This window comes from Sphingobium quisquiliarum P25 (assembly GCF_000445065.1).
Taxonomy (GTDB): domain Bacteria; phylum Pseudomonadota; class Alphaproteobacteria; order Sphingomonadales; family Sphingomonadaceae; genus Sphingobium; species Sphingobium quisquiliarum.
This window is the reverse complement of sequence record NZ_ATHO01000011.1, coordinates 28,759-51,575: the sequence shown is the minus strand read 5'-3', so window position 1 is coordinate 51,575 and position 22,817 is coordinate 28,759. Positions and strand designations below refer to the sequence as shown.

Genomic DNA, 22,817 nt, shown 5'->3' with positions numbered 1-22,817 from the left:
GATGACCTATGAAACGATCCTGGTGGAACAGCGTGGCGCCGTGACGCTGATCACGCTCAACCGGCCGCAGGCGCTGAATGCGCTGAACAGTCAGGTATTGAAGGACCTGACCGCCGTCTTCACCGCCTATGATGCCGACCCGTCGCAGCGTTGCGCGGTGCTGACCGGCAGCGGGGACAAGGCCTTCGCCGCCGGAGCCGACATCAAGGAAATGGTGGAGAAGGAAGCGGCGGACTTCTTCCTGGAGGATTTCTTTTCCGGCTGGCAGAGCGGCGTCGTCGCCACGCGCAAGCCGTGGATCGCGGCGGTGAACGGCTTTGCGCTGGGCGGCGGATGCGAGCTGGCGATGATGGCGGACTTCATCATCGCGTCGGATACGGCCAAGTTCGGCCAGCCGGAAATCAAGCTGGGCGTCGCGCCGGGCATGGGCGGGTCGCAGCGCCTGACCCGCGCCGTGGGCAAGGCGAAGGCGATGGAAATGTGCCTGACCGGCCGGATGATGGGCGCGGAGGAAGCGGAGCGTTCGGGCCTCGTCGCCCGCATCGTCCCGGCGGCCGAGCTTCTGGACGATGCGCTCAAGACGGCGGAAACTATCGCGTCGATGCCCCCGATGGCGGCGATGATCAACAAGGAGATGGTCAACGTCGCGTTCGAGACGGGCCTCGCCCAGGGGCTGCTGACCGAGCGCCGCCTGTTCCAGATCCTTACCGCCACGCAGGACAAGATCGAGGGCATGACCGCCTTCGTCGAAAAGCGCCCGGCGCAATGGAAGGGGCGCTGACGCCCTGAATAGTGACGGCCGCGAGGAGGCGGCCAGCATATGAGCATGACCATCGCTTTCATCGGCCTGGGCAATATGGGCGCGGGCATGGCGGCCAACCTGCTGAAAAACGGCTATGCGGTCCGTGCCTTCGACCTTTCCGCCTCCGCGCTGGACAAGGCGAAGGAGGCGGGCGCGCTTCCCTGCGCCAGTGCCGGGGAAGCCGTGCGAGGGGCCGGAGCGGTGGTCACCATGCTGCCTGCGGGCAAGCATGTGGAAGAGGTCTATAACGGTTCCGTCTTCGGCGCGGCCGATGCGGGCGCGATCCTGCTCGATTGTTCGACCATCGATGTCGCCACCGCCCGCCGCACGATCGCGGCGGCGGAGGATAAGGGCTTTGCGATGGTGGATGCGCCGGTTTCCGGCGGCATCGCGGCGGCCAATGGCGGCACGCTGACCTTCATGGTGGGGGGCAGCGATGCCGCATTCGAGCGGGCCAGGCCGATCCTGTCCGCCATGGGCAAGGCCGTCATCCATGCGGGCGGCGCGGGGAATGGGCAGGCCGCCAAGATCTGCAACAACATGCTGCTGGGAGCGACCATGGTCGCGACCTGCGAAGCCTTTGCCATGGCGGAGAAGATCGGGCTCGATCCGCAGACCTTCTACGACATTTCGAGCGTTTCGTCGGGGCAGAGCTGGTCGATGACCAGCTATTGCCCCCTGCCCGGCGTCGGCCCCAATTCGCCCGCCGACAATGGATATGAGGGTGGGTTCGCCGCCGCGCTGATGTTGAAGGATCTCAAGCTGGCGGTCGAGGCCGCTGCGGCGGTGAACGCCAGCGTGCCGATGGGGGGCAATGCAGAGGCGCTATACCAGATGCTGGTGAATAGCGGCGAGGGTGGGAAGGATTTTTCCTCGATCATCAGGCTGCTGCGGGGGTAAGGCGAAACGTGTTCCTGCGCAGGCAGGAACCAGGTCCAAACGGTGCGATGATCGACCAGAGGCCGGACTGGGCTTTCACGAGCCGCTTGTCTCGTTCGATTGCCTTCGCAGGAGAACGCCGCGCTTCGGGACCAACCCCTACGCCGCCCGCAGGAAGTCCGCGGTCGGCTTGCCCGCTTCATCCATCCGCAAGCCGCCCAGAACGCCCGCCCAATAGCCTTCCGATCCATCGGCCAGCCGCCATCCATGCAGGCGGCGGGTCAGCAGTTGCAGGTCATATTCCTCGCTGATGCCGATCGCGCCGTGCACGGCATGGGCAATGGCGGCGATCTGCGCGGCGGCGAGGCTGGCGCCATGCTTGGCGATGGCGGCGTCGGCCAGGCGCGGGGTGAGGCCGGACCGCGCGCCAATGGCGGCGGCGATGCGGGCGGCGACGGCTTGTTCGGCGAGGACCGAAAGCTGCTGCTGCACCGCCTGCTGCTTGCCGATGGGCTTGCCGAACTGGCTGCGCTCATTGGCGTAGGCGACCGTCATTTCCATGACGCGCTCCGCCGCGCCGGAGATCAGGATCGCGCGCAGCATGGCGGCGACGGCGCGGAGCGCCTTGCCATCCAGGCCGGGCGCATAGCCGTCAACGTCATGATGCACGCCGGTCGCCTCGACCCTGGCTTCGCTGAGGACAGGCACTTCGGGCGAGCCGGACAGGATGTGCGAGGCAACGGCTGCGAAGGGGGCCGGGCCCGCGCCGGTGGCGATCGCGATCGGACCGGCAGGCGCTTCCACGCCAGCAGCCGCCAGCAGCGCGCGGGCGATCATCGTGTCGCCCACCGGCAGCGGCACGGCATGGCGGCCAAGCAGCGCGATCAGCGGCGCGGCATCGGCGAGCGAAAGGCCAGCGCCGCCCGCCTCCTCCGCCACCAGCGCGTCGAGGAAGCCGGATTCGACGAAGCCGTTCCACATCGCGCTGCTGTCGCCGCCCGCTTCCACCGCACGAACGGCGGCGGGGGTGCACAGATCCTCGATCAGGCGGGCGAAGGGATCGATCAGTTCCTGCATGTCCATGGTCCGTCCCCCTTATCTCAGGCCCAATCCGCGCGCGATGATGCCGCGCAGGATTTCCCGCGTGCCGCCGCGCAGCGAGAAGCTGGGCGCGATATGCGTGACGTAAAGCAATGTGCGGTAGAGTTCGGCATCGACAGGCTCGTCCGGGTTGGCGGCAAGATCGTCGCCGATCAGTTGCGGCACGGCCTGTTCGAAGCCGGTGCCGAGATCCTTCATCAGCGACGCTTCGACCACGGGGCTTTCGCCCGCGACAAGGCGCGCGGTGACGGCGAGCGACATTTCGCGCAGCACGGCAAGCTGGGCGGTCAGCGATCCGGCGAGGCGCATGGTGGCGCTGTCCTTGCGGCCCACGGCTTCCAGGTGGCGGACCCAGGCATCGATCAGCACGACGGAGGAATAGATGCGTTCCGGGCCGCTGCGTTCGAAGGCGAGTTCAGCGGTGACCTGCTTCCACCCCTGCCCTTCCGCGCCGATCAGCGCGTCGGGGGCAAGGCGGACATCCTCGAAAAAGACTTCGGCGAAATGCGCGTCGCCGGTCAGGTCGACGATGGGGCGGATGGTGATGCCGGGGAGCTTCAGGTCGACGATGAGCTGCGACAGGCCCTGCTGGCGGTCGGCGCTGGTTCCAGACGTGCGCACCAGGGCGATCATGTAATCGCTGTGCATCGCGTTGGTGGTCCAGATCTTCTGGCCGTTGAGCAGCCAGCTTCCATCCTCCTGCCGGTCGGCGCGGGTGCGGACGCTGGCGAGGTCGGAGCCGGAGCCCGGCTCGCTCATGCCGATGCAGAACAGCGCTTCGCCCTTGCAGATGCGGGGCAGGTAGAATTGGCGCTGCTCCTCCGTGCCGAAGTGGCGGATCAGCGGGCCGCTCTGGCGGTCGGCGATCCAGTGGGCGGCGACGGGGGCGCCTGCGGAGAGCAGTTCCTCCACCACGACGAAGCGGGTGAAGGGGCTGCGGTCGGCGCCGCCGTAGCTTTTGGGGATGGAGAGGCCGAGATAGCCCGCCTGCCCCAGCTTGCGGCTGAACGAAGCGTCGAAGCCCTGCCAGGACCGGGCGCGGCGATCGACCGGCAGTTCGGAAATGGCTTCGGCGATCAGCGCGCGCAGGGCGGGACGGATCGCTTCATCCTCTGGCGGGAGGGTGGAAAGGGTCAATGTTTCGAACAAGACGGCCTCGTAAAACCGTGAGTGAAGTCGAAGCCTGATCGCGCTTGCCGGGGCGAGTGTCCAATATCGATTGTCCGTCCAGCGATACCTATTTGCTATCGGAGGCGAGAGCGGCGAAGTTGCGGGCGAGCAGGGTCGCGCCTTCGCGCGGCAGGGCGACGCCGGTCTGCACCGGCACCTGCTGCGCAAGGCGGACGAGGCGGACGCCCTGCGGCACGGACACCGCCGCGCGGGAGGGGACGAGCGCCACGCCAAGGCCGGAGCGAATGAGGGCGAGCACGGCGCTGAGCTGTGCGGCCTCCTGCGCAACGATGGGCATGAACCCGGCCTTTTGACAGGCGGTGAGGGTGATGGAGTGCAGCACGCTGATGCGGCTTTGCAGGATGAAGGGCTGCTGCGCCAGATCGCCGAGTTCGACGCTGTCCGCGTCGGCAAAGGGGCTGCCGACCGGGAGCGCGGCGTGCAACTCGTCCGGGTCGATCACGCGCGTGTCCACCGCCGCGATCTGAAGCAGGGGAAGCCGCACGAGGCCGACATCCAGTTCGGTCGCGGCGAGCTTTCGCGCGATGTCGACGCTGGTCGCTTCCTCCAGCACCAGTTCGACCGCGGGATAGCGGCGGCGATAGCTGGTGATCAGGCGAGGGAGCAGTTCGAAGGTGGCCGATCCGACGAAGCCGACGCGCAACCTGCCCCGTTCCCCCACCGCCCCTTCGCGCACGGTTTCGCGGAACCGATCGGCCTGGGCGAGCGCGGCCCGCGCGATTTCCAGCGAACTGCGCCCCGCAGGCGTCAGCGTCACCCCGCGCGCCCCGCGATCGAACAGGGCCGCGCCCAGTTCCGCCTCCAGCTTGCGGATGGCGACCGTCAGCGGCGGCTGGGAGATGTTGAGCCGCTCCGCCGCGCGGTGGAAATTGCCGGTTTCGGCAAGGGTGACGAAATAGCGCAGCTGGCGCAGTTCCACGATAGCCTCTGTATATCGATAAAGCCGAAATCAATATTAGCGCCAAAAGGGACCAGCGCCTAGCGTGCCGCGCAAACCCGCCCTATTTTCAGGAGAGCCAGACCTTGGACCCGTTTCTGCTCATCGAGCGCGATGGCCCCGTCGTCATCGCCCGGTTCAACCGTCCCGCCGAACGCAACGCGATTTCCGAAGTCGAACATAGCGAGGAGATCGTCGATTTCTGCAAGCGGATGGCGCGCGACACGACGGTGCGCGCGATCGTCCTGACGGGCGAGGGCAAGGCGTTCTGCGCAGGCGGAAACGTCAAGAACATGCAGGAACGATCGGGCATGTTCGGCGGATCGCCCTATGAGATCCGCAACAGCTATCGCACCAGCGTGCAGATGATCGGCCCGGCGCTGCTGGAACTGGAAGTGCCGATGGTCGCGGCGATCAACGGCCCGGCGATCGGCCTGGGGCTGGACATCGCCTGCATGTGCGACATCCGCATCATGGCCGACAGCGCGGTGGTCGCGGAAAGCTATGTGAAGCTGGGCATCATTCCGGGCGGCGGCGGCGGCTGGCTGCTGCCGCGCCTGATCGGTCCGCAGCGCGCCAACATCATGACGCTGACGGGCGACGCGATCGATGCGGCGACGGCGCTGGACTATGGGCTGGTGGCCGAAGTCGTGCCGGGCGGCCGGCTGATGGACCGCGCGGTCGAACTGGCGGGCAAGATCGCCGCCAATCCCGGCCACGCCACCCGCATGGCCAAGCGGCTGATGCGCGAAGGCGCGCATGTGAAGCTGCCCACGCTGCTGGAAATGGCGGCGAGCTATCAGGCGCTGGCCCATTATAGCGAAGACCATCATGAAGCGATTGCCGCCTTCCTGGGCAAGCGCGCGCCGGAGTTCAAGGACAAGTGAGCGGCAACCCCTCCCCCAAGGCAACCGGCCCGCTGGCGGGCATCAAGGTGCTGGACCTGTCCCGCGTATTGGCGGGGCCCTGGTGCACGCAGATATTGGGCGACCTGGGCGCCGAAGTCATCAAGATCGAACAACCCGGACAGGGCGACGACACGCGCCGCTGGGGCCCTCCCTTCCTGGAGGACGGGTCGAAGGACGCGGCCTATTATCTGTGCGCCAACCGCAACAAGAAGTCCGCCGCCATCAACCTGGCCGACCCGCGCGGCGCGGAACTGATCCGCAAGATCGCGGCGGACGCGGATATCGTGGTCGAGAATTTCCGCGTCGGCGGGCTGGTCAAATATGGGCTGGATTATGCCGCGCTTTCGGCGATCAATCCCAGGCTCATATATTGTTCGGTCACTGGTTTCGGGCAGGACGGACCCTATAAGGATCGCGGCGGATACGACTTCCTGATCCAGGGGATGAGCGGCCTGATGTCGATCACCGGCCGTCCCGACGACGAGCCGGGCGGCGGGCCGATGAAGGTCGGCATCCCCATCAGCGACCTGGTGACGGGGCTATATTCCGCCATCTCCATCCTGGCGGCGCTGGCCCATCGCGACCGCACGGGCGAAGGGCAGCATATCGACATGGCGCTGCTGGACACGCAGGTGTCGCTGCTCGCCAATCAGGCCAGCAATTACCTGAACGGCGGCATGATCCCGCGCCGCCTGGGCAATGAGCATCCCAATACCGTCCCCTATCAGGATTTTTCCTGCGCCGATGGCGACATATTGGTGGCGCTGGGCAATGACCGGCAGTTCCGCAGCTTTTGCGAACTGATCGGGCGGCCCGACCTGCCCGACGATCCGCGTTTCAAGGATAATGCCGGGCGGTCGCCCAACCGCCATGCCTTGCAGGAAGAGATGCGCCCCGCCATCGCCAAGTGGAAGTCGGACGACCTGATCGCGGCCATGGAAGCGGCCAAGCTGCCGGGCGGGCGGGTCAACGACATTCCCCATATTTTGGCCGATCCGCAGATCGAGGCGCGCGGCGTCGTGCGCGAAATGGTGCGGTCCGATGGGACGGTGGTGAAGGTGCTCGGCTATCCGGGCAAATTTTCCAAGACGCCCGCCGACTATCGCTATGCCCCGCCCCGGTCGGGCGAAGATACGCGCGGCGTGCTGACGGACCTGCTTGGCGTGAGCGAGGCCGATCTGGCCGCGCTGATCGAAGCGGGGGTCGTGGCGGAGAAATTGCATTAAGCAAGGATGATTCACGCGGAGGCGCGGAGACGCGGAGAAGAGTGAGGCAGCGGAGCGGCGATGAGGGTGCGTCGCCCTTTTCGGGAGCAAGTTGAGGGCGCCTACGGCGCATTCTTCCTTTCTCTGCGTCTCCGCGCCTCCGCGTGAACAAAATTCAGAATTCATCTTGGCCGGGATGTCGGCCGAACGTCGAGAGGAAATAGCATGACCACGAAGATCGGCTTTATCGGACTGGGTGCGATGGGGTTGCCCATGTCGTCCAACCTGCAACGCAAGGGCTTTGACGTCACCGTCTTCGACATTGACGATGCGAAGATGAGCAAGGTGGCAGAGCTGGGTGCGAAGAAGGCGGCGAGCGTTGCCGAGGCGAGCCGGGGGCAGGATATCGTCATCACCGTGCTGCCCGCGACGCAGCATGTGGAAGCAGTGGTGCTGGGCGAAGACGGCGTGCTGGCCAATATCGATGCTGGCGGGCTGCTGATGGACCTGTCCACCATCGACGCCAAGGGGACCGACCGGGTCGCCGCCGCCTGCGCGGCCAAGGGCATCGCCTTTGTCGATGCGCCGATCGGCCGTCTGGCGCTGCATGCCGAACGCGGCGAATCGCTGTTCATGGTCGGCGCGAATGACGAGGATTATGCGCGGGTCGAACCGGCGCTGAAGGCCATGGGCACCGACATCTTCCGCTGCGGCAAGCCGGGCATGGGCAGCCGCATGAAGCTGATCAACAATTTCATGCTGCTGTCGACCGCGCAGATCGTCGCGGAATCGCTGGCGCTGGGCACGAAGCTGGGCCTCGACATCCAGACGATGCACGACGTCACCGGCAATACCACCGCGCGCAACGGCCAGTTCCATGTGCTGATGGTGAACAAGGCGTTGAAGGGCGATATAGAGCCGGGCTTCACCATCGACCTGGCGTTCAAGGACCTGACGCTCGCCATCACCGCGGCGGCGGAAAATCGCATCGGCCTGCCCATGGGATCGGCCGCCCATGCCGTGTTCGGCGGCGCGCGCGCGACGGACTATGCATCGAAGGATTATAGCGCGCTGCTGAACTATGCCTGCGACAATGCGGGGATCGAAACGCCCAGGATAGGGTGAGGGAGAGAAAAAGTGCCGGGCCGGCGCCCCGCATTGATCGCCACCTGCTGGACCATCGCGGGCAATGTGCGGCCGGATGCGCCGGACAATGTGAGCCGGTGGCCGCTGGAGGACCGGATCGATGCGGCGGCGCGGGCCGGGTATCAAGGCGTAGGCTTCTGGCTGGGCGACCTTGCGCGGTGGCGTGAGCGGGGCAAGGACTATCGGACGCTGTGCAGACGCCTGACCGATGCCGGGCTGCGCATCGTCGAGCTGGAATATCTCCCGGACTGGTTCGCGGACGGGGACCGGCGCAAGCGGTCCGACGCCGCGCGGGCGGAGCTGTTCGAGGCGGCCGATATGCTGGGCGCACGCCATGTGAAGGTCATGCCGCCCTTTGGCGATGAGGGATGGGACATGGCGCGGCTGGCGGAACAGTTCGCCGCCTTGTGCGCGGACGCGGCCCCGCATGGGCTGGCGATGGCGCTGGAGATGATCCCCTTTTCCGACCTGCCGGACCTGCCGTCCGCGCTCGACATGGTCAGCCGGGCCGGGGCGGCCAATGGCGGGCTGCTGATCGACATATGGCATGTCGTCCGTTCGGGCAGCGCCGTGGAGGATGTCGCGGCGGTTCCGGCGCGCTTCATCAAGGCGGTGGAATTATGCGACGCGGATAAGGTGATGCGAGGTTCCATCACCGAAGATACGATGCGCCACAGGCGGCTGTGCGGAGAAGGCGATTTCGACCTGCCCGCTTTCCTCAGGGCGCTGGGGCGGACGGGTTATGACGGGCCTTATGGAGTCGAAATCCTGTCCGACGCGTTCCGCGCGCTGCCACTGGACGAGGCCGCGCGGGCGAGCTTCGTCACTGCGGCAGGGCTGTTCGGCGGCGGTTCGGGCGAAATGAGGTGACGGGCCGCCGCTGCGCTTTTGTGAAAAAGCCGTTCCCACTTTCCGGTGCGATGCTGTAAGCGGCGCGCAGTTTTCCCTCCTCCGGTGGCGATCTTCCCATGGCGATGACGATATTGGGCGCGCTGGTGCCGGTGTTCGGGCTCATCCTGCTCGGTTATGGATGCGGGCGCACCAATTTGCTGGGGGACCGCGCCTTTGAAGTGCTGAACCGCTTCGTCATCGGCGTCACCTTGCCGGTGCTGACCTTCCGGTCGATCGCGAAGATGGATGCGCGCGACCTGGCGGTGCCGTCGATGCTGATCGCGGTGATCGGCGGGGCGCTGACCACCTATGCGATCGGCTTCGCGGTCGAGAAATGGCTGGGGCGGACGAGCAGCGAGGCCAATATCGCGGGGCTGTGCGGCTGTTTCAGCAATACCGGCTTCGTCGGCCTGCCCGTCGCGCTGCTGACCTTTGGCCAGGCGGCGGTCGCGCCGGTGGCGGTGACGATGCTGCTTTATTCCGCCGTCATCTTCACCGTGGGCATGGTGGTGAGCGAAATGGCCGCCAATCACGGCCATGGCACGATGAAGGGAATCAAGCTCGCCGCGCGGGCGGTGTCGCGCAACTCGCTGATCCTGCTGGCGTTGATGGGCGTGGCCTGGTCGATCCTGCGCCTGCCGCTGCAAGGGCCGCTGGACGTGCTGCTGGAGACGCTGGCGCAGGCGACGGCGCCGTGCGCGCTGACGGCGATCGGCATCTTCATCGCCCTGCCGCGCGAAAGCGCCGCGCCCGCGCCGATCAGCCGGACGGTGGCGATGAAGCTGGGGGTGCATCCGCTGATCACTGCGGGGTTCGTGATGCTGCTGCCGCCGATGCAGCCGCTATGGGCGAAGATGGCGATCCTGATGGCGGCGATGCCGTGCGGCGCTTCCAGCTTCGTGCTGGCGGGCAAGGCGGGACGATGGGCGATGGAACTGAGCGCCTGGGCGGTGACGCTGACCACCAGCATGGCGTCGCTGTCGCTGATCGCCGTGCTGTGGTGGCTGGGCAGTTGAGGGACGAGGCGCGGCCCGGCGGAGGAGCCGGGCGCGCCTGCATCAGGTGAGGTCAGGCATCACGTCAGGTCAGGCGCAATCCGCCTTCGGGTCCGACGTGATCTTGGCGATGGTGGGTTCATATTTCAGATTGTGGACCGAAATCGACGTTTCCACACGGCGGACACCGGGCAAGGTGCGGATCTGATCGATCACGATCTCATTGAGCTGCTCGATATTGGTGAACAGGCCCATGGCGAGCAGGCTGAACCGGCCGAGCATCAGCACGACGCAGTTGATTTCCGGGATCTGGCGGATGGTTTCGGCAAGGGCCGACACGCAGGACGGATCGGCGTCTATGCCCAGCATGCAGAGGTTGGGCGACCCGGCCATGCGGAAGTCCTTGACCACCGTGAACTGGATCAGCCCTTCATTCTGCAACCGCTTGATGCGGGTGCGGATCGTGCCTTCGGTGACGCCCAGCTCCGCCGCGATGGCGCGGTTGGAAATGCGCGCGTCCCGGCCCAGCTTCTCGACGATCTTGCGGTCCAGCGCGTCCAGGCGCTGCCAGCTTGCGCCACTCATAGGGGCGCCACGTTGAATTCATATTTGACGATATCGACCGCGATCCCCGATTCCAGATGGGCGACGCCTTCGATCCCGGCGATATGATCGTAGAGGAAATTCTGGATTTCGGAAAAGTCGTGCAGGGCGACCAGCAGTTCCAGATCGTGCGCGCCGTTCATGATGTTGACGCTCAGCACTTCGGGAAAGGCTGCCAGGTCGCGGCCGACATCCTGGGCGCTGCGCCCCCATACCTTGACGCCAAGGACGATGATGATGTTGTAGCCGAGCGCGGAGAAATCAGTGACCGCGACGACCCGCATGGCGCGGCTGTCCTCCAGCTTTTGCAGGCGGGCGGAGACGGTGGCCGCGGTGACGGACAATTGCTTGGCGATGTCCTGGTTGGTAGCCCGTCCGTTGGTGCGGAGGATTTCAATGATGCTCGTATCCAGAGCATCCAGCGGTGGCGGCGTCATTGTCCGCCCGCTCCTTATCTGCATTCTTGCCCACCTCTCTATTTGGCGGGACCATAGCGTGGCGAATCGATGAGCGCCAGATTTTCGTTGCGGGCGCCGCTCCGCCAAAGTCAAGCCGCCCGCGCACATGCGATCATCGCATCAATATGGCCCGGCAAGCAGCTATTCCGCACAATCCCCTTCCCTTTGACCCTTGCAATGCGTAACGGATAGGGAGGCTGGCGATGCAGGCCAAGCATCGCAGCGTGGTCGCGCGCATAGGCGGCGCGGCCGCGAGCCCGCTCTAATTGAGACCGGTCTTCCACGGGAAGGCCGATGCACCCATTCAGGAGAATGCCATGCTTTCGAAAGTGATGCTCGCCAACACCGACCTGAAGGTCAGCCAGCTATGCTACGGCACCAACATGCTGGGTTCCGCCATCGACCAGCAGCGCGCCAACGCCATCCTGGACAAGTTCGTGGAACTGGGCGGCAACTTCGTGGACACCGCCCGTTCCTATGGCGACTGGATTCCCGATGGTCCCAAGGGCGCGAGCGAACGCGCGATCGGCGCGTGGCTGAAGGGCAGGAAGCGCGAGGATGTGGTCGTCGCCACCAAGGGCGGCTTCTTCGACATGCGCGTGGGCGACTATCGCAACCGGGTCACCCCCGCCGACGTCGCCAGCGACCTTAATGAAAGCCTGGAGCATCTGGGCGTCGACACGATCGACCTTTACTGGCTGCACATGGACAATATGGAAACGCCGGTCGCCGAACTGGTCGACTTCCTGAACGAGCAGAAGGCGGCGGGCAAGATCCGCTGGTTCGGCGCGTCGAACTGGACCGCCGACCGCGTGCTGGAAGCCAATGCCTATGCCAAGGCGAACGGCAAGACCGGCTTTGCCGCGATCGAGCCTTTCTGGGGCCTGGCCAAGCCGAACGAAGCCAATGCGATGCAGCAGGGCTATCAGCTATATTTCGAGGATCATGGCAGCGCGCTCAAGGATGCGGGCCTCGCCATCCTGCCCTATTGCGCGCAGAGCCGCGGCTATTTCAGCATGCTGGAACAGGGCGAGGACAGCGTGTCCGACGCGCTCAAGGGCTTCTATGACAATCCGGCGAACAAGGGCCGCTTCGCAGCCGCGCAGAAGGTCGCGCAGCGCCATGGCGTGAGCGTGGCCGAAGTGGTGCTGGCCTATCTGGTCAACCAGCCGCAGCAGGTGATCCCGATCTTCGGCGCGTCGAGCCCCGAGCGCGTCGAGGAAAGCGTGAAGGCCGCGGGCCTGAAGCTGTCGGCGGACGAACTGGCGGAACTGCGCGCGGAATGAAGACGCGCAGTGATGGCCGATCAGGCTGGACGAGGTTCAGTCCTGATCGGCCATCGCGCTCGCATCGAGCAATTTGAAACAGGCGCCCGTTCTCCTGCGAAGGCAGGAGTACGGGCCGCTTCAAGTCAAGCGGCCTCCGCGCCCTCTTCCCCATGCAGCGCGCGGCGGAGCGCGGCGATCATGTCGCGCTGCATGCGGCCGGACACGGGCGCGCCGGGCATGACGTCGAAGCCGTGATAGGCGCCCGGATAGACGTGCAGTTCCACCGGCACCTTCGCTTCGATCAGGCGGCGCGCATAATCCATGTCTTCGGCCAGGAAGAGGTCGAGCGCGCCCACGGCGATGAAGGCGGGCGGCAGGCCCGACAGGTCGGCCGCGCGCGCGGGCACGGCATAGGGCGGCACTTCGGCCGCGCCCGGTTCCCGCCCCAGCAGCGATCGCCAGCCAAAGGCGTTGGCCTGCGGTGTCCACACGAACGCGCCCAGATGTTCGGGCTGGCGCGTGATGCAGGTGCGATCGTCCAGCATGGGGTAGACGAGGATCTGATGCGCGATCGCCGGGCCGCCCCGGTCCCGCGCCATCTGCGTCAGGGCAGCGGCGAGGCCGCCGCCGGCGCTCTGCCCCGAAACCGCGATGCGGGCGGGATCGATGCCCAGATCAGCGGCCCGCTCATGAAGCCAGACCAGCGCGGCATAGCAATCCTCGACCGGACCGGGCGCGCGCGTTTCCGGGGCCAGCCTGTAATCGACGGACACGATCACCGCCTCCACCGCCGCCGCCAGCGTCATCATCGCGCCATGGCCGGTGTTCACCGACCCCATGACATAGCCGCCGCCATGGATTTGCAGAATGGCGGGCCTGGGCCCCGCGCCCGATGGCGTATAGACGCGCACGGTAACGCTGTGCCCATCGGACGTCCGCACTTGCTCGTCCCGCGTGGTGACGCCGGTGCCGACCGGCTCCGGCATGGCGGCCGACGCCTGCTCCATCCCGTCGCGCAGGGCGGGGAGAATAGCGTCATTGAGATCGAGCGCCGGCATCATGTCGAGGCCGGGCAGCAGCGCCGGATCGATCAGGTCACGCATGGGAGGTGGCTTCCTTTCCTAATGGGTGGGCATGATCCGGTTGAGGCGGCCATGTCTGTGTTGGATTTGGTCCTGATCAGCGCAAGCATGTTCCTGCTCAGGCCAAGGCAGGATTGCCTCTCTTCCTTGTCCTAATATCGCTGTCCTAATATCGCTGCCCGATCGCGCCGTCATGATAGATGGACGCGCCGGTTACGAACCGCGCCTCTTCCGATCCCAGATAGACGAAGGCGTGGGCGGTATCTTCCGGGTCGCTGGAAATGCCCAGCGGACCCATGCCCGCAATGCTCGCTTCGGCGGCTTCGACATTTTCATAAGCGCCCAGCTTCACATAATCGGCAAGGCCCTCGCGGATGAGCGGGGTCATGGTGAGGCCGGGATGAACCGAATTGACGCGGATCTTCATCGGGCCGAATTCGACCGCGGCGCACATGGTCAGCATGCGGCCCGCCGCTTTCGACACATGATAGCCGATATTGTGGGCATTGGGCATGTAGGAAGCCATCGACAGATTGTTGATGATGGCCCCGCCGCCGGGAAAGCGCCCGACGCTGTCCTTGAGCGCGGGCAGGCACGCCTTCATGCCGATGAACAGCGCGTCGTGGTTGACGGCCATCACCTTGCGCAGATCGTCCAGCGAACATTGTTCGATGCCCGCATGGATGGCGATACCCGCATTGTTGACCAATATGTCGATGCCGCCGAATGCCGCGACCGTTTCTTCCGCCACGCGCGACCAGTCGGCTTCGCTGGTGACATCGTGCAGCAGGTAGCGGAAGGCGTCGGCGGGACCTGCCCGGCCCATGCGGGCGGCGATGGCGTCCCGTTCTTCCTCGCGAAAATCAGTGGCGACGACGCGCGCGCCTTCGCGCAGATAGGCTTCGCAAATGGCGACGCCGATATTGCCGTCCCGCCCCGCGCCGGTGACGATCGCAACCTTGCCTTCCAGCCGTCCGGCCATCTGCTCTCTCCTATGCCGTTATCGTTTATCGGGCCTCCAGGCGGCCAAGCGTCGCATCGACCGCCGCGCGTGCCCGGTCGAGCGAAGACATGCCCGCGTCGAGCGCCGATTGCTGCGGCACTTCGATGCTGAGCGGAATGCCGGGGGCGAGCGTGGCGGCGAAGGCTGCGATGTCGAACGCGCCTTCCCCCGGCAGCAGCCTCTGTATGCCCGCTTCCCATTCGATGCGCTCGGCGGGCATGTCGGCGGGGCCGTCGGCGATCTGGCCAAGGCGGACGCGCGGGTCCGACAGCAGCGCCATGCTCTGTTCCAGCTCTCCGCCGCGAACGATGTGCAGCAGGTCGGCGGTGACGCCGATGTCGGCGCGGGCGGTGCGGTCGATCTCCGCCAGGGTTTCAGCGAGCGTGCGGACCTGCGAGGGCGGGTAGAATTCGATGGCGAGGCCGATGTCGAAGGAGGCGGCGAGTTCGGCCAGCTCGATCAGCTTTTCCGTGCGGCGGGCGGGATCACGGTCGTAGCACAGCACATTGGCGAGGGGCGCGCCAAGCTCCGCTCCCGCCTCCAGCGCGGGCGCGAAATCGGCCACCACGGTGCGGCCCGCCAAGGTGAAGGGATAGATGAGGTCGACCGTGACGCCATTGGCCGCCAGCGCATCGCGGGTAGCGCGGCGAGCGGCGGGATCGCGGATCAGGTCATATTCCGGCATCGCCGGGAGGACCGCCATCGAATGGAGGAAGGGGCAGATGCCCGAACAGCCCGTCGCCGCCGCCAGTCCGGCAAGCTGGGCGGGCGTGGTGTCGGTCACGGTGATATGGTCAAGCGACAAGCGCGGCCGGGCCGTCACGCTCCCTCTCCTCATCCTGTCTGGCGAAGAATGAGGCGCGGCCATGGTCCGGCCGCGCCTTTATCGATCAAGCAGCGGCTTCGCGCGCCTTCACCATGTCGAGCGCGACGTCGACGATCATGTCTTCCTGCCCGCCGACCATCTTGCGGCGGCCGAGTTCGACCAGGATGGTGCGGGTGTCGAGGCCGTAGGTTTCCGCCGCCTTTTCCGCATGGCGCAGGAAGGAGGAATAAACCCCGGCATAGCCGAGCGCGAGGGTTTCGCGGTCGACACGGACCGGGCGGTCCTGCAACGGGCGGACGAGGTCTTCGGCCGCGTCCATCAGCGCGTTGACGTCGCAGCCATGGTTCCAGCCCTTGCGGTCGGCGGCGGCGATGAAGACTTCCAGCGGGGCATTGCCCGCGCCCGCGCCCATGCCGGTCAGCGACGCGTCGATGCGCACCGCGCCGCACTGCGCCGCGACGATCGAGTTGGCGACGCCCAGCGAGAGGTTGTGGTGGGCGTGGATGCCGCGCTGGGTTTCGGGCTTGAGCACGCGGTCATAAGCTTCGAGCCGGGCCTTGACACCGTCCATGTCGAGCGCGCCACCGCTGTCGGTCACATAGACGCACTGCGCACCATAGCTTTCCATCAGCAGGGCCTGTTCGCTGAGCTTTTCAGCGTCGATCATATGGCTCATCATCAGGAAGCCGGACACGTCCATGCCAAGGTCGCGGGCGATGCCGATATGCTGCTTGGACACGTCGGCTTCGGTGCAGTGGGTGGCGACGCGGACCGAGCGCACGCCGATGTCATAGGCGCGGCGCAGTTCCTCGACCGTGCCGACGCCGGGCAGGATCAGGGTGGTGAGGACCGAGTTGGTCAGGACCGAGGCGACCGCTTCCAGCCATTCCCAATCGGTGTGCGCGCCGAAGCCATAGTTGAAGCTGGCGCCGTTGAGGCCGTCGCCATGGGCGACCTCGATCGCGTCGACGCCCGCGTCGTCCAGCGCCTTGGCGATGGCCTTCACATGGTCGATGCCGTACATATGGCGGATGGCGTGCATGCCATCGCGCAGGGTGACGTCCTGGATATAGAGCTTGTCGCCCGATTCCACGTTGAACTTGGCGCCGCTCATGCTGCCACCTTCTTTCCTTCGAGAATGCGCTGCGCCAGCAGCTCGCCCGTCGCCTTGGCGGCGGCGGTCATGATGTCGAGATTGCCCGAATAGCTGGGCAGGTAATCGCCAGCGCCTTCGACCTCCAGCAGGATCATGGTCTTGATGCCGGTGAATTCGCCGCGGCCGGGAATCTTGAGCTTATTATTGTCGCCGAAGCGTTCGAACTGCACTTCCTGCTTGAGGCGGTAGCCGGGGACATAGGCCTGCACCTTCTTCACCATCGCTTCGACCGAAGCGCGGATGGTGTCCTCGTCAGCGCCCTCCGACAGGGTAAAGACGGTGTCGCGCATGATCATCGGCGGTTCGGCGGGGTTCAAAATGATGATCGCCTTGCCCTGCGCAGCGCCGCCGACCTTTTCGATGGCGCCAGCAGTGGTGCGGGTGAACTCATCGATATTGGCGCGGGTGCCGGGGCCGGCCGAACGCGAGGAGACGGACGCCACGATCTCAGCATAATGCACGGTCGCGACCTGGCTGACGGCGGCGACCATCGGGATCGTCGCCTGGCCGCCGCAGGTCACCATGTTGACGTTGCCCGCGTCGAGATTGGCCTCGCCGTTGACGGTCGGGATGGTATAGGGGCCGATGGCGGCGGGGGTCAGGTCGACCACCTGCTTGCCGTCCTTGCGCAGCGCTTCGTCATGGACCTTGTGCGCATAGGCGCTGGTCGCGTCGAAGACGATACCGATTTCAGGATAGACATCCATCTTCATGAGGCCTTCCAGCCCCTCATGCGTGGTGGCGACGCCGCGCTCGCGCGCCATGGCGAGACCCTCCGACGCCTCATCGATGCCGACCACGACGGCCAGTTCCATATTCTGCGGATATTTGATCATCTTGATCATGAGGTCGGTGCCGATATTGCCCGAACCGATGATCGCCGCCTTGACCTTGCCAGTCATGAGTCACTCCCTAAGCACCGCGCCAGCGATGCGACACTGAAAATCAGACGAAACGCGCGGTGCAGGCGCCGACGCCGTGCAGCTGCATTTCAAACACATCGCCGGCCTTTGCCGGTTCGAGCGGCACGAGGCTGCCCGACAATATCACATCGCCCGCGTCCAGGGTAACGCCATAAGCGCCCAGCGTGTTGGCGAGCCAGGCGACCGCTTCGGCCGGAGAGCCCTGAACGGCGTGGCCATAGCCTTCGCTGAGCGGCTGGCCGTTCTTGGTCACGGTGACGTGCAGGTTGGGCAGGTCGTGCGCGCGCGGATCGGCGCGCGCCTCGCCCAGCACATAGACGCCGCAGGAGGCGTTGTCGGCGACCGTGTCGACAATGCCGATCTTCCAATCCCGAATGCGGCTGTCGACGATTTCGAAGCAGGGGACGATCGCCTCCGTCGCGGCGATGACCTGATCGGCGGTGACGCCGGGACCCTTGAGCTGGTCCTTGAGGATGAAGCCGATCTCCGCCTCCGCACGCGGCTGGATCAGGCCGTTCGCCTTCACGTCGATGTCGCCTTCCACGAACATGCGATCGGTGAGGAAGCCGAAGTCGGGCTGGTGCACGCCCAGCATGTCCTGCACCGCCTTCGACGTGACGCCGATCTTCTTGCCGATCACGCGCTCGCCATCCGCCTTGCGCTTTTCGAGCGCGCCCAGCGAGATGGCGTAGGCGTCATCCACGGTAAGCTGCGGATGGCGGGCGATAAGCGGTTCAACCGTCCGCCCTTCGCGCAGCGCCTCGTAAAGCTCCTGCGCGAGCGTGTCGTTCAGGCTCCGGTCAACGGTTTCGGTCACAAATAGGCTCCGTCCTGGTAGATCAGCGGCTCGACCGCATCCGACAGCCGCACCGCATTGACGCGCGCTACCACGATGCTGTGCGAACCGTAAGGCGTGATGCTGTCGATCGTGCAGGCGAGATTGGCCTGCGCGTCCTCCAGCATTGGAAGCCCCTGCGCATCCTCCGTCCACTGCCCTACGCTGAACCGTTCCTCCCGCGCGACCGCGCCGCCGAACGCCGCCGACACGTCGCGCTGGTGCCGCGAGAGCAGGTTGACGCTGATCGGGCAGCCGGGCGACAGGCAGGCATGAAGCCCGGCCGTCTGGTTGACGCAGACGAGAACGGCGGGCGGGTCCATCGTCAGCGAGGTGATGGAGGTCGCCGCCATGCCGACCGGGGCGCCATCCCCCCGGCCGACGATGATGGCGACGCCCGACGCCAGGCGGCGCATCGCCCCCCGGAAGCCGGTGGCGACATCCGCCGGGTCCGCCATGAGCTGGGGCGCACTAGCCATTCAGGAAAGCCAGCGAGTAGCGGTTGAATTCGTCCGCGCGCTCCACCTGGACCCAGTGACCCACCTTGTTGAAGGTGACGCAGCGCACATCCTCGCAGGCTTCGAGGAATAGGTTGATGCCTTCCAGCGGCATGAACCGCTCATTATACCCCCAGAAGAGGAGGATCGGCATCTTCAATTCGTTGAGGCGCGGGCCAAGGTCAGGCGTGCGCATCCGCACGATCACGTCCTTGGGCTGTGTCCGGGCGACGGCGAAGCGCTCCTTCACCAGATCGTCGGTCACATGGACCGGATCATAGACGAGGTTGGTGATCAGGCGGCGCTGTTCATCCTCGTTGAAGTCGGGCCCGCCGAACGAACTCACCATGCTGGCGATGCCCGGCATCTTGAAATAATCCTCGCGCGGATGGATGCAGCCGGGCGCCATCAGGATCAGGCGGTCGACAAATTCCGGGTGATCGAGCGCGATCTGCAAGGCGATGCCACCACCCAGCGAATTGCCGACGAGGATAGCCTTTTCAATGCCATGCGCCTTGAGCGCCTCCAGCAGCGTGCTGGTGAACAGATCGAGCGTATAGTCGATCCCTTCGGGCTTGGAGGAAGCGCCATAGCCGATAAGGTCGGGCAGGATCACGCGGTAGCCGCCATCGGCGAAGACCTGCGCATTCTGGCGGAAATTGGATGCACCCGACGCACCGGGGCCGCTGCCGTGGATGAACACGACGGCGGGCCCTTCGCCCAGTTCAGCGACCGAGATATCGTAGCCGCCGGTGACCCCGTGCGTCTTGCGGGAAAGTTCGCTGGCCATGCCGGTTCCTTTTTAGATGAAGGTGAAGCCGGGCGCTTCGCCCTGCATGGTGCCCAGCACGTCGCTGCTGCGGTTGCCCGGATCGTTGGCGACATGCGCGCGCGCGGCATGCAGGTCGAGCCAGGGCTGGATGATCGGGCTGGACATATAGATAGCCCGGCCGCCCAGCAGCTTCACGATGTCATCGACCAGGTCAGCCATGCGGCGCACGACATTGGACGACTGGTAGGCGAACAGGGCGCGGCGTTCCATCGGCACCGGCTCGTTGCGTTCCGCATAGTCGATCATTTCATTGAAGGTGGCGCGATGCGTCAGCTCCATCTCATTGACTTCGGCGATGGCGCGGGCGAGCGCAGCGTGCAGCACCGGATCGGCCTTCGCGGCCTTGCCCGTGTTGCTGGACACGCGGCTGTTCATGATGTCGATGCCCGCCTGGATCGCGGCGCGCGTGCCGCCGAAGGCTGCGGTCGACACGGAGCGGACGAACAGCTGCGCCCAGGGCATGCGATAGAGCGGCGCGGTGTTGGTTTCCTGCCCCGGATTCTTGCAGGCGAAGCCGTCGCTGGCCTTGTGCGTGCGATATTCGGGGACGAAGACGCGATCGACGACGATGTCGAAGCTGCCCGTGCCCTGAAGCCCGAACGTGTCCCAGGTGCCTTCGATCACCTGATAGTCGGGACGCGGCAACAGGAAGGTGCGCATGTCCGGCGGACCGCCATTGGTGTCGAAGTTGATCGCGCCCAGCAGCACCCAGCCGCAATGAGTCGAACCGGAAGAAAAGCCCCAGCGGCCGGACAGGTAGAAGCCGCCCTCCACCTTTTCCACCTTGCCCACCGGCTGATAGGTGGAGGAAACGAGCATGTCGGGATCGTCGCCCCACACTTCCTTCTGCGCTTCATCATGGAACAGCGCGAGTTCGAAGGGATGGCAGCCGAGCACGCCGTAGATCCAGCCGGTCGACATGCAGCCTTCGGCCAGCGCCTTCTGGATTTCGAAGAAGACGTTGGGGTGCATTTCATAGCCGCCGTACCGCTTGGGCTGGAGCACGCGGAAGAATCCCGCCGCCTTCATCTCCGCCACGGTTTCGGCCGGGACATTATGGGCCAGGGTGCAGGCGCGGGCGCGTTCGCGCAGCGTCGGAATCATGGCGCGGGCGCGTTCGATCAGCGCCTCCGCCGTGGGGATCTGCCCCCCGGTTTCATTGACAATTTGAGTAGCCGCAGCGCCGGTCATCATCTTCTCCGTGGAACTCGCCCGAAAACGGGATATGCGTAGACCATATAGTTCTTTGATACGCAAAACGTCAAGACGAAGGGGGCTTGCGTATTTGGCACGATGCTTATAGGCCCGATTGGAACGAATTGCTATCGCCTATGAAGATATGGCGGTAAGCGTTACGCTGCGTGAAGGTCCGGCACCGCCGGGATTGCGTAGCGGAAGCGACAGTTCCGAACGAAATTCACTGCCCCGCTCTTGCGGGGCGGGCTTTGGATGAGGCGGCAGAATGGCAGTAAAATCCCTTGGCTATGTGGTGATCGAGGCGCGGGACCTTGACGCATGGCGCGACTTCGCCTGCAACATAGCGGGCCTGATGCCCGCGCAGAGCGATCGCGAGGACGTGGCGCTGTTCCGCATGGACGACCGCCCCTTCCGCCTGTGGGTGCAGAAGGGCGATCGCGACGCCTTCGTCGCGCCGGCGTGGGAATTTGCGAGTCGCGAGGATTTCGAATCAGCGCTCGCCAGGCTGGAGGCCGCCGGCCGCCCCGTGGAGCGCGCGGGCGTGATGGAAGCGCGGGCGCGCCAGGTGACGGAGCTTGCCCGGTCGTCGGACCCGTGCGGCCATGCGATGGAGCTGTTCTACGGCCGCTTCTATGATTATGCCCCGTTCGTGTCCCCGGCCGCCGTCAGCCGTTTCGTGACCGGCGACAATGGCGACATGGGCATGGGCCATGTCGTTCTGACCGCTCCGAATTTCGACGAAACGCACGCCTTCTACAAGGATGTGCTGGGCTTCCGCGACACCGACCTTGGCCGCTTCTACCTGGGCGGCGGCGGGCCGGACGATCCGGGCGTGGGCTTTGCCTTCATGCATTGCAATGCCCGCCACCACAGCCTGGCTCTGGGCCAGTTGCCCGAAAGCCCGAACGGCGCGGTGCACATGATGCTGGAAGTCGGCAGCCTGGAGGATGTGGGCCGCGCCTATGACCGCGTGCTCAAGAGCAAGGGCAAGGTGCCGCTTTCGGCGACGCTGGGCCGCCATGTGAATGACAAGATGACGTCCTTCTACATGCAGACGCCGGGCGGCTTTGATATTGAATATGGCTGGAACGGAATGGTGATCGACCCGGCAAGCTGGGTGCCCACCACCAGCCTGGGCGTCAGTGACTGGGGCCACAAATGGGCCCATGAAAAGGATGACTGAGACTATGCTCGACAAGCGTATGACGGTGGATGACATCGTCGGCCAACTTTCCGACGGCATGACCATCGGCATCGGCGGATGGGCGACGCGGCGCAAGCCGATGGCCCTGATCCGCGCGATCGCCCGGTCGAACCTGAAGGACCTGACCCTGATGGCGGGTTATGGCGGCATGGACATCGGCATGCTGGCCGCCACCGGCAAGATCAGGAAGCTGGTCTTCGCTTTCGCCAGCCTGGATCATTTCCCGCTGGAACCGCATTTCCGCAATGCGCGCCAGGCGGGCGCCTTCGAAGTGCTGGAACTGGACGAGGGCATGTATCATTGGGGCCTGCGCGCAGGCGCGATGAAGCTGCCCTTCCTGCCGACGCGCGTCGGCATCGGCACCGACATCATCAACCAGTCGGGCTTCGACTTCAAATTCGTGAAAAGCCCCTATGAGGATGGCGAGGAATTCGTCGCCATGCCCGCGCTGGTGCCGGACGTGGCGCTGATCCATGCGCATCGTTCCGACGAGCGCGGCAACCTGCTCAACCTGTCGGTCGATCCGATCTTCGACGAGTTGCTGGTGCGCGCGGCGGGCAAGAGCTACGCCACGGTCGAGAAGATCGTGACGACGGCCGAGCTGGATATGAAGAAGAACAGCCGCTACAATCTGGTCGAGCGCACGATGATCAACGGCGTCGCCGAAGCGCCGCTGGGCGCGCATCCGTCAAGCGCCGCGCCGGACTATCAGCTCGATCTGAAGCACATCAAGACCTATGTCGAGAGCGCTGCCTCGCCAGAGGCATGGGCCGAATATAAGGCGAAGTTCATCGACGTGTCCGAAGCGGACTATCAGACGGCGATCGGCGGCGAGGAAGCCGTCAAGCAACTGCCCGTCCCCATTTACTGAGCGAGAC

General features: G+C 65.4%; 24 protein-coding genes. 10 read left to right on the top strand and 14 right to left on the bottom strand.

The window, feature by feature from the left end:
• Position 1 precedes the first annotated feature (1 nt).
• Both L288_RS24225 and mmsB read left to right on the top strand, forming a co-directional pair.
• A complete protein-coding gene (locus L288_RS24225) occupies positions 2 to 781 on the top strand; it encodes an enoyl-CoA hydratase-related protein (RefSeq protein WP_021236709.1) in 780 nt (259 codons plus the stop codon).
• Positions 782 to 820: 39 nt separating this feature from the next.
• A complete protein-coding gene (gene mmsB, locus L288_RS24220) occupies positions 821 to 1,702 on the top strand; it encodes a 3-hydroxyisobutyrate dehydrogenase (protein WP_021236708.1) in 882 nt (293 codons plus the stop codon).
• A gap of 138 nt (positions 1,703 to 1,840) precedes the next feature.
• Here the strand turns inward: mmsB and L288_RS24215 are convergent, their stop codons facing one another.
• From L288_RS24215 to L288_RS24205, 3 genes are all read right to left on the bottom strand, one after another.
• A complete protein-coding gene (locus L288_RS24215; protein WP_021236707.1) occupies positions 1,841 to 2,764 on the bottom strand; it encodes an acyl-CoA dehydrogenase family protein in 924 nt (307 codons plus the stop codon).
• 12 nt (positions 2,765 to 2,776) lie between these two features.
• Positions 2,777 to 3,931: an acyl-CoA dehydrogenase family protein gene (locus L288_RS24210; RefSeq protein ID WP_021236706.1), complete on the bottom strand. Its 1,155-nt coding sequence runs from the start codon at positions 3,929 to 3,931 to the stop codon at positions 2,777 to 2,779.
• Positions 3,932 to 4,019: 88 nt separating this feature from the next.
• Positions 4,020 to 4,892: a LysR family transcriptional regulator gene (locus tag L288_RS24205; protein ID WP_021236705.1), complete on the bottom strand. Its 873-nt coding sequence runs from the start codon at positions 4,890 to 4,892 to the stop codon at positions 4,020 to 4,022.
• A 104-nt stretch (positions 4,893 to 4,996) separates the two neighbouring features.
• Here L288_RS24205 and L288_RS24200 point away from each other — a divergent pair, with 104 nt between their 5' ends.
• From L288_RS24200 to L288_RS24180, 5 genes are all read left to right on the top strand, one after another.
• Positions 4,997 to 5,797, top strand: coding sequence for a crotonase/enoyl-CoA hydratase family protein (locus tag L288_RS24200; protein ID WP_021236704.1), 801 nt, complete (start codon positions 4,997 to 4,999; stop codon positions 5,795 to 5,797).
• Positions 5,794 to 7,044, top strand: a complete 1,251-nt coding sequence (locus L288_RS24195) for a CaiB/BaiF CoA transferase family protein (protein ID WP_021236703.1) — start codon at positions 5,794 to 5,796, stop codon at positions 7,042 to 7,044. Before L288_RS24200 ends, L288_RS24195 begins: the two co-directional genes overlap by 4 nt.
• A 204-nt stretch (positions 7,045 to 7,248) precedes the next feature.
• The gene (locus tag L288_RS24190; RefSeq protein WP_021236702.1) at positions 7,249 to 8,148 is read left to right on the top strand and encodes an NAD(P)-dependent oxidoreductase; all 900 of its coding nucleotides are present in this window, start codon (positions 7,249 to 7,251) and stop codon (positions 8,146 to 8,148) included.
• Positions 8,149 to 8,160: 12 nt separating this feature from the next.
• Positions 8,161 to 9,039 (top strand): sugar phosphate isomerase/epimerase family protein, encoded by an 879-nt coding sequence (locus L288_RS24185; protein WP_021236701.1) that lies wholly within the window; start codon positions 8,161 to 8,163, stop codon positions 9,037 to 9,039.
• 98 nt (positions 9,040 to 9,137) lie between these two features.
• Positions 9,138 to 10,076: an AEC family transporter gene (locus tag L288_RS24180; protein WP_021236700.1), complete on the top strand. Its 939-nt coding sequence runs from the start codon at positions 9,138 to 9,140 to the stop codon at positions 10,074 to 10,076.
• Between the two features lie 69 nt (positions 10,077 to 10,145).
• Here the strand turns inward: L288_RS24180 and L288_RS24175 are convergent, their stop codons facing one another.
• Positions 10,146 to 10,640: an Lrp/AsnC family transcriptional regulator gene (locus tag L288_RS24175; RefSeq protein WP_021236699.1), complete on the bottom strand. Its 495-nt coding sequence runs from the start codon at positions 10,638 to 10,640 to the stop codon at positions 10,146 to 10,148.
• Positions 10,637 to 11,095 (bottom strand): Lrp/AsnC family transcriptional regulator, encoded by a 459-nt coding sequence (locus L288_RS24170; protein WP_021236698.1) that lies wholly within the window; start codon positions 11,093 to 11,095, stop codon positions 10,637 to 10,639. Before L288_RS24170 ends, L288_RS24175 begins: the two co-directional genes overlap by 4 nt.
• Before the next feature lie 338 nt (positions 11,096 to 11,433).
• Here L288_RS24170 and L288_RS24165 point away from each other — a divergent pair, with 338 nt between their 5' ends.
• Positions 11,434 to 12,402 carry an aldo/keto reductase gene (locus L288_RS24165; protein WP_021236697.1) on the top strand — a complete coding sequence of 323 codons (969 nt, stop codon included), beginning with the start codon at positions 11,434 to 11,436 and terminating at the stop codon, positions 12,400 to 12,402.
• A gap of 125 nt (positions 12,403 to 12,527) precedes the next feature.
• On the opposite strand, the gene L288_RS24160 is transcribed toward L288_RS24165, so the two are convergent.
• The 9 genes from L288_RS24160 to L288_RS24120 form a co-directional block, all read right to left on the bottom strand.
• Positions 12,528 to 13,487: an alpha/beta hydrolase gene (locus L288_RS24160; protein WP_021236696.1), complete on the bottom strand. Its 960-nt coding sequence runs from the start codon at positions 13,485 to 13,487 to the stop codon at positions 12,528 to 12,530.
• A gap of 145 nt (positions 13,488 to 13,632) precedes the next feature.
• Entirely contained in the window at positions 13,633 to 14,448 is an 816-nt protein-coding gene (locus L288_RS24155; RefSeq protein WP_021236695.1) for an SDR family NAD(P)-dependent oxidoreductase, read from the bottom strand.
• Between the two features lie 25 nt (positions 14,449 to 14,473).
• Entirely contained in the window at positions 14,474 to 15,292 is an 819-nt protein-coding gene (locus tag L288_RS24150) for a sugar phosphate isomerase/epimerase family protein (protein ID WP_236612991.1), read from the bottom strand.
• 67 nt (positions 15,293 to 15,359) lie between these two features.
• Complete coding sequence (gene dmpG, locus L288_RS24145; protein ID WP_021236693.1) at positions 15,360 to 16,409, bottom strand: 4-hydroxy-2-oxovalerate aldolase; 1,050 nt, start codon at positions 16,407 to 16,409, stop codon at positions 15,360 to 15,362.
• Positions 16,406 to 17,353, bottom strand: a complete 948-nt coding sequence (locus tag L288_RS24140) for an acetaldehyde dehydrogenase (acetylating) (RefSeq protein ID WP_021236692.1) — start codon at positions 17,351 to 17,353, stop codon at positions 16,406 to 16,408. Before L288_RS24140 ends, dmpG begins: the two co-directional genes overlap by 4 nt.
• A gap of 43 nt (positions 17,354 to 17,396) precedes the next feature.
• Positions 17,397 to 18,191: a fumarylacetoacetate hydrolase family protein gene (locus L288_RS24135; RefSeq protein ID WP_021236691.1), complete on the bottom strand. Its 795-nt coding sequence runs from the start codon at positions 18,189 to 18,191 to the stop codon at positions 17,397 to 17,399.
• The gene (locus L288_RS24130; RefSeq protein WP_031303786.1) at positions 18,188 to 18,688 is read right to left on the bottom strand and encodes a flavin reductase family protein; all 501 of its coding nucleotides are present in this window, start codon (positions 18,686 to 18,688) and stop codon (positions 18,188 to 18,190) included. The genes L288_RS24135 and L288_RS24130 overlap by 4 nt, the downstream gene beginning before the upstream one ends.
• Entirely contained in the window at positions 18,681 to 19,496 is an 816-nt protein-coding gene (locus L288_RS24125; RefSeq protein WP_021236689.1) for an alpha/beta fold hydrolase, read from the bottom strand. Before L288_RS24125 ends, L288_RS24130 begins: the two co-directional genes overlap by 8 nt.
• Positions 19,497 to 19,508: 12 nt before the next feature.
• Complete coding sequence (locus tag L288_RS24120; protein ID WP_236612990.1) at positions 19,509 to 20,732, bottom strand: acyl-CoA dehydrogenase family protein; 1,224 nt, start codon at positions 20,730 to 20,732, stop codon at positions 19,509 to 19,511.
• Positions 20,733 to 21,000: 268 nt separating this feature from the next.
• Between L288_RS24120 and L288_RS24115 the strand changes: the two genes are divergently transcribed.
• Complete coding sequence (locus L288_RS24115; protein WP_021236687.1) at positions 21,001 to 21,918, top strand: VOC family protein; 918 nt, start codon at positions 21,001 to 21,003, stop codon at positions 21,916 to 21,918.
• Positions 21,919 to 21,922: 4 nt separating this feature from the next.
• Positions 21,923 to 22,810, top strand: coding sequence for a CoA transferase subunit A (locus L288_RS24110; RefSeq protein WP_021236686.1), 888 nt, complete (start codon positions 21,923 to 21,925; stop codon positions 22,808 to 22,810).
• The last annotated feature ends 7 nt before the right edge of the window (positions 22,811 to 22,817 follow it).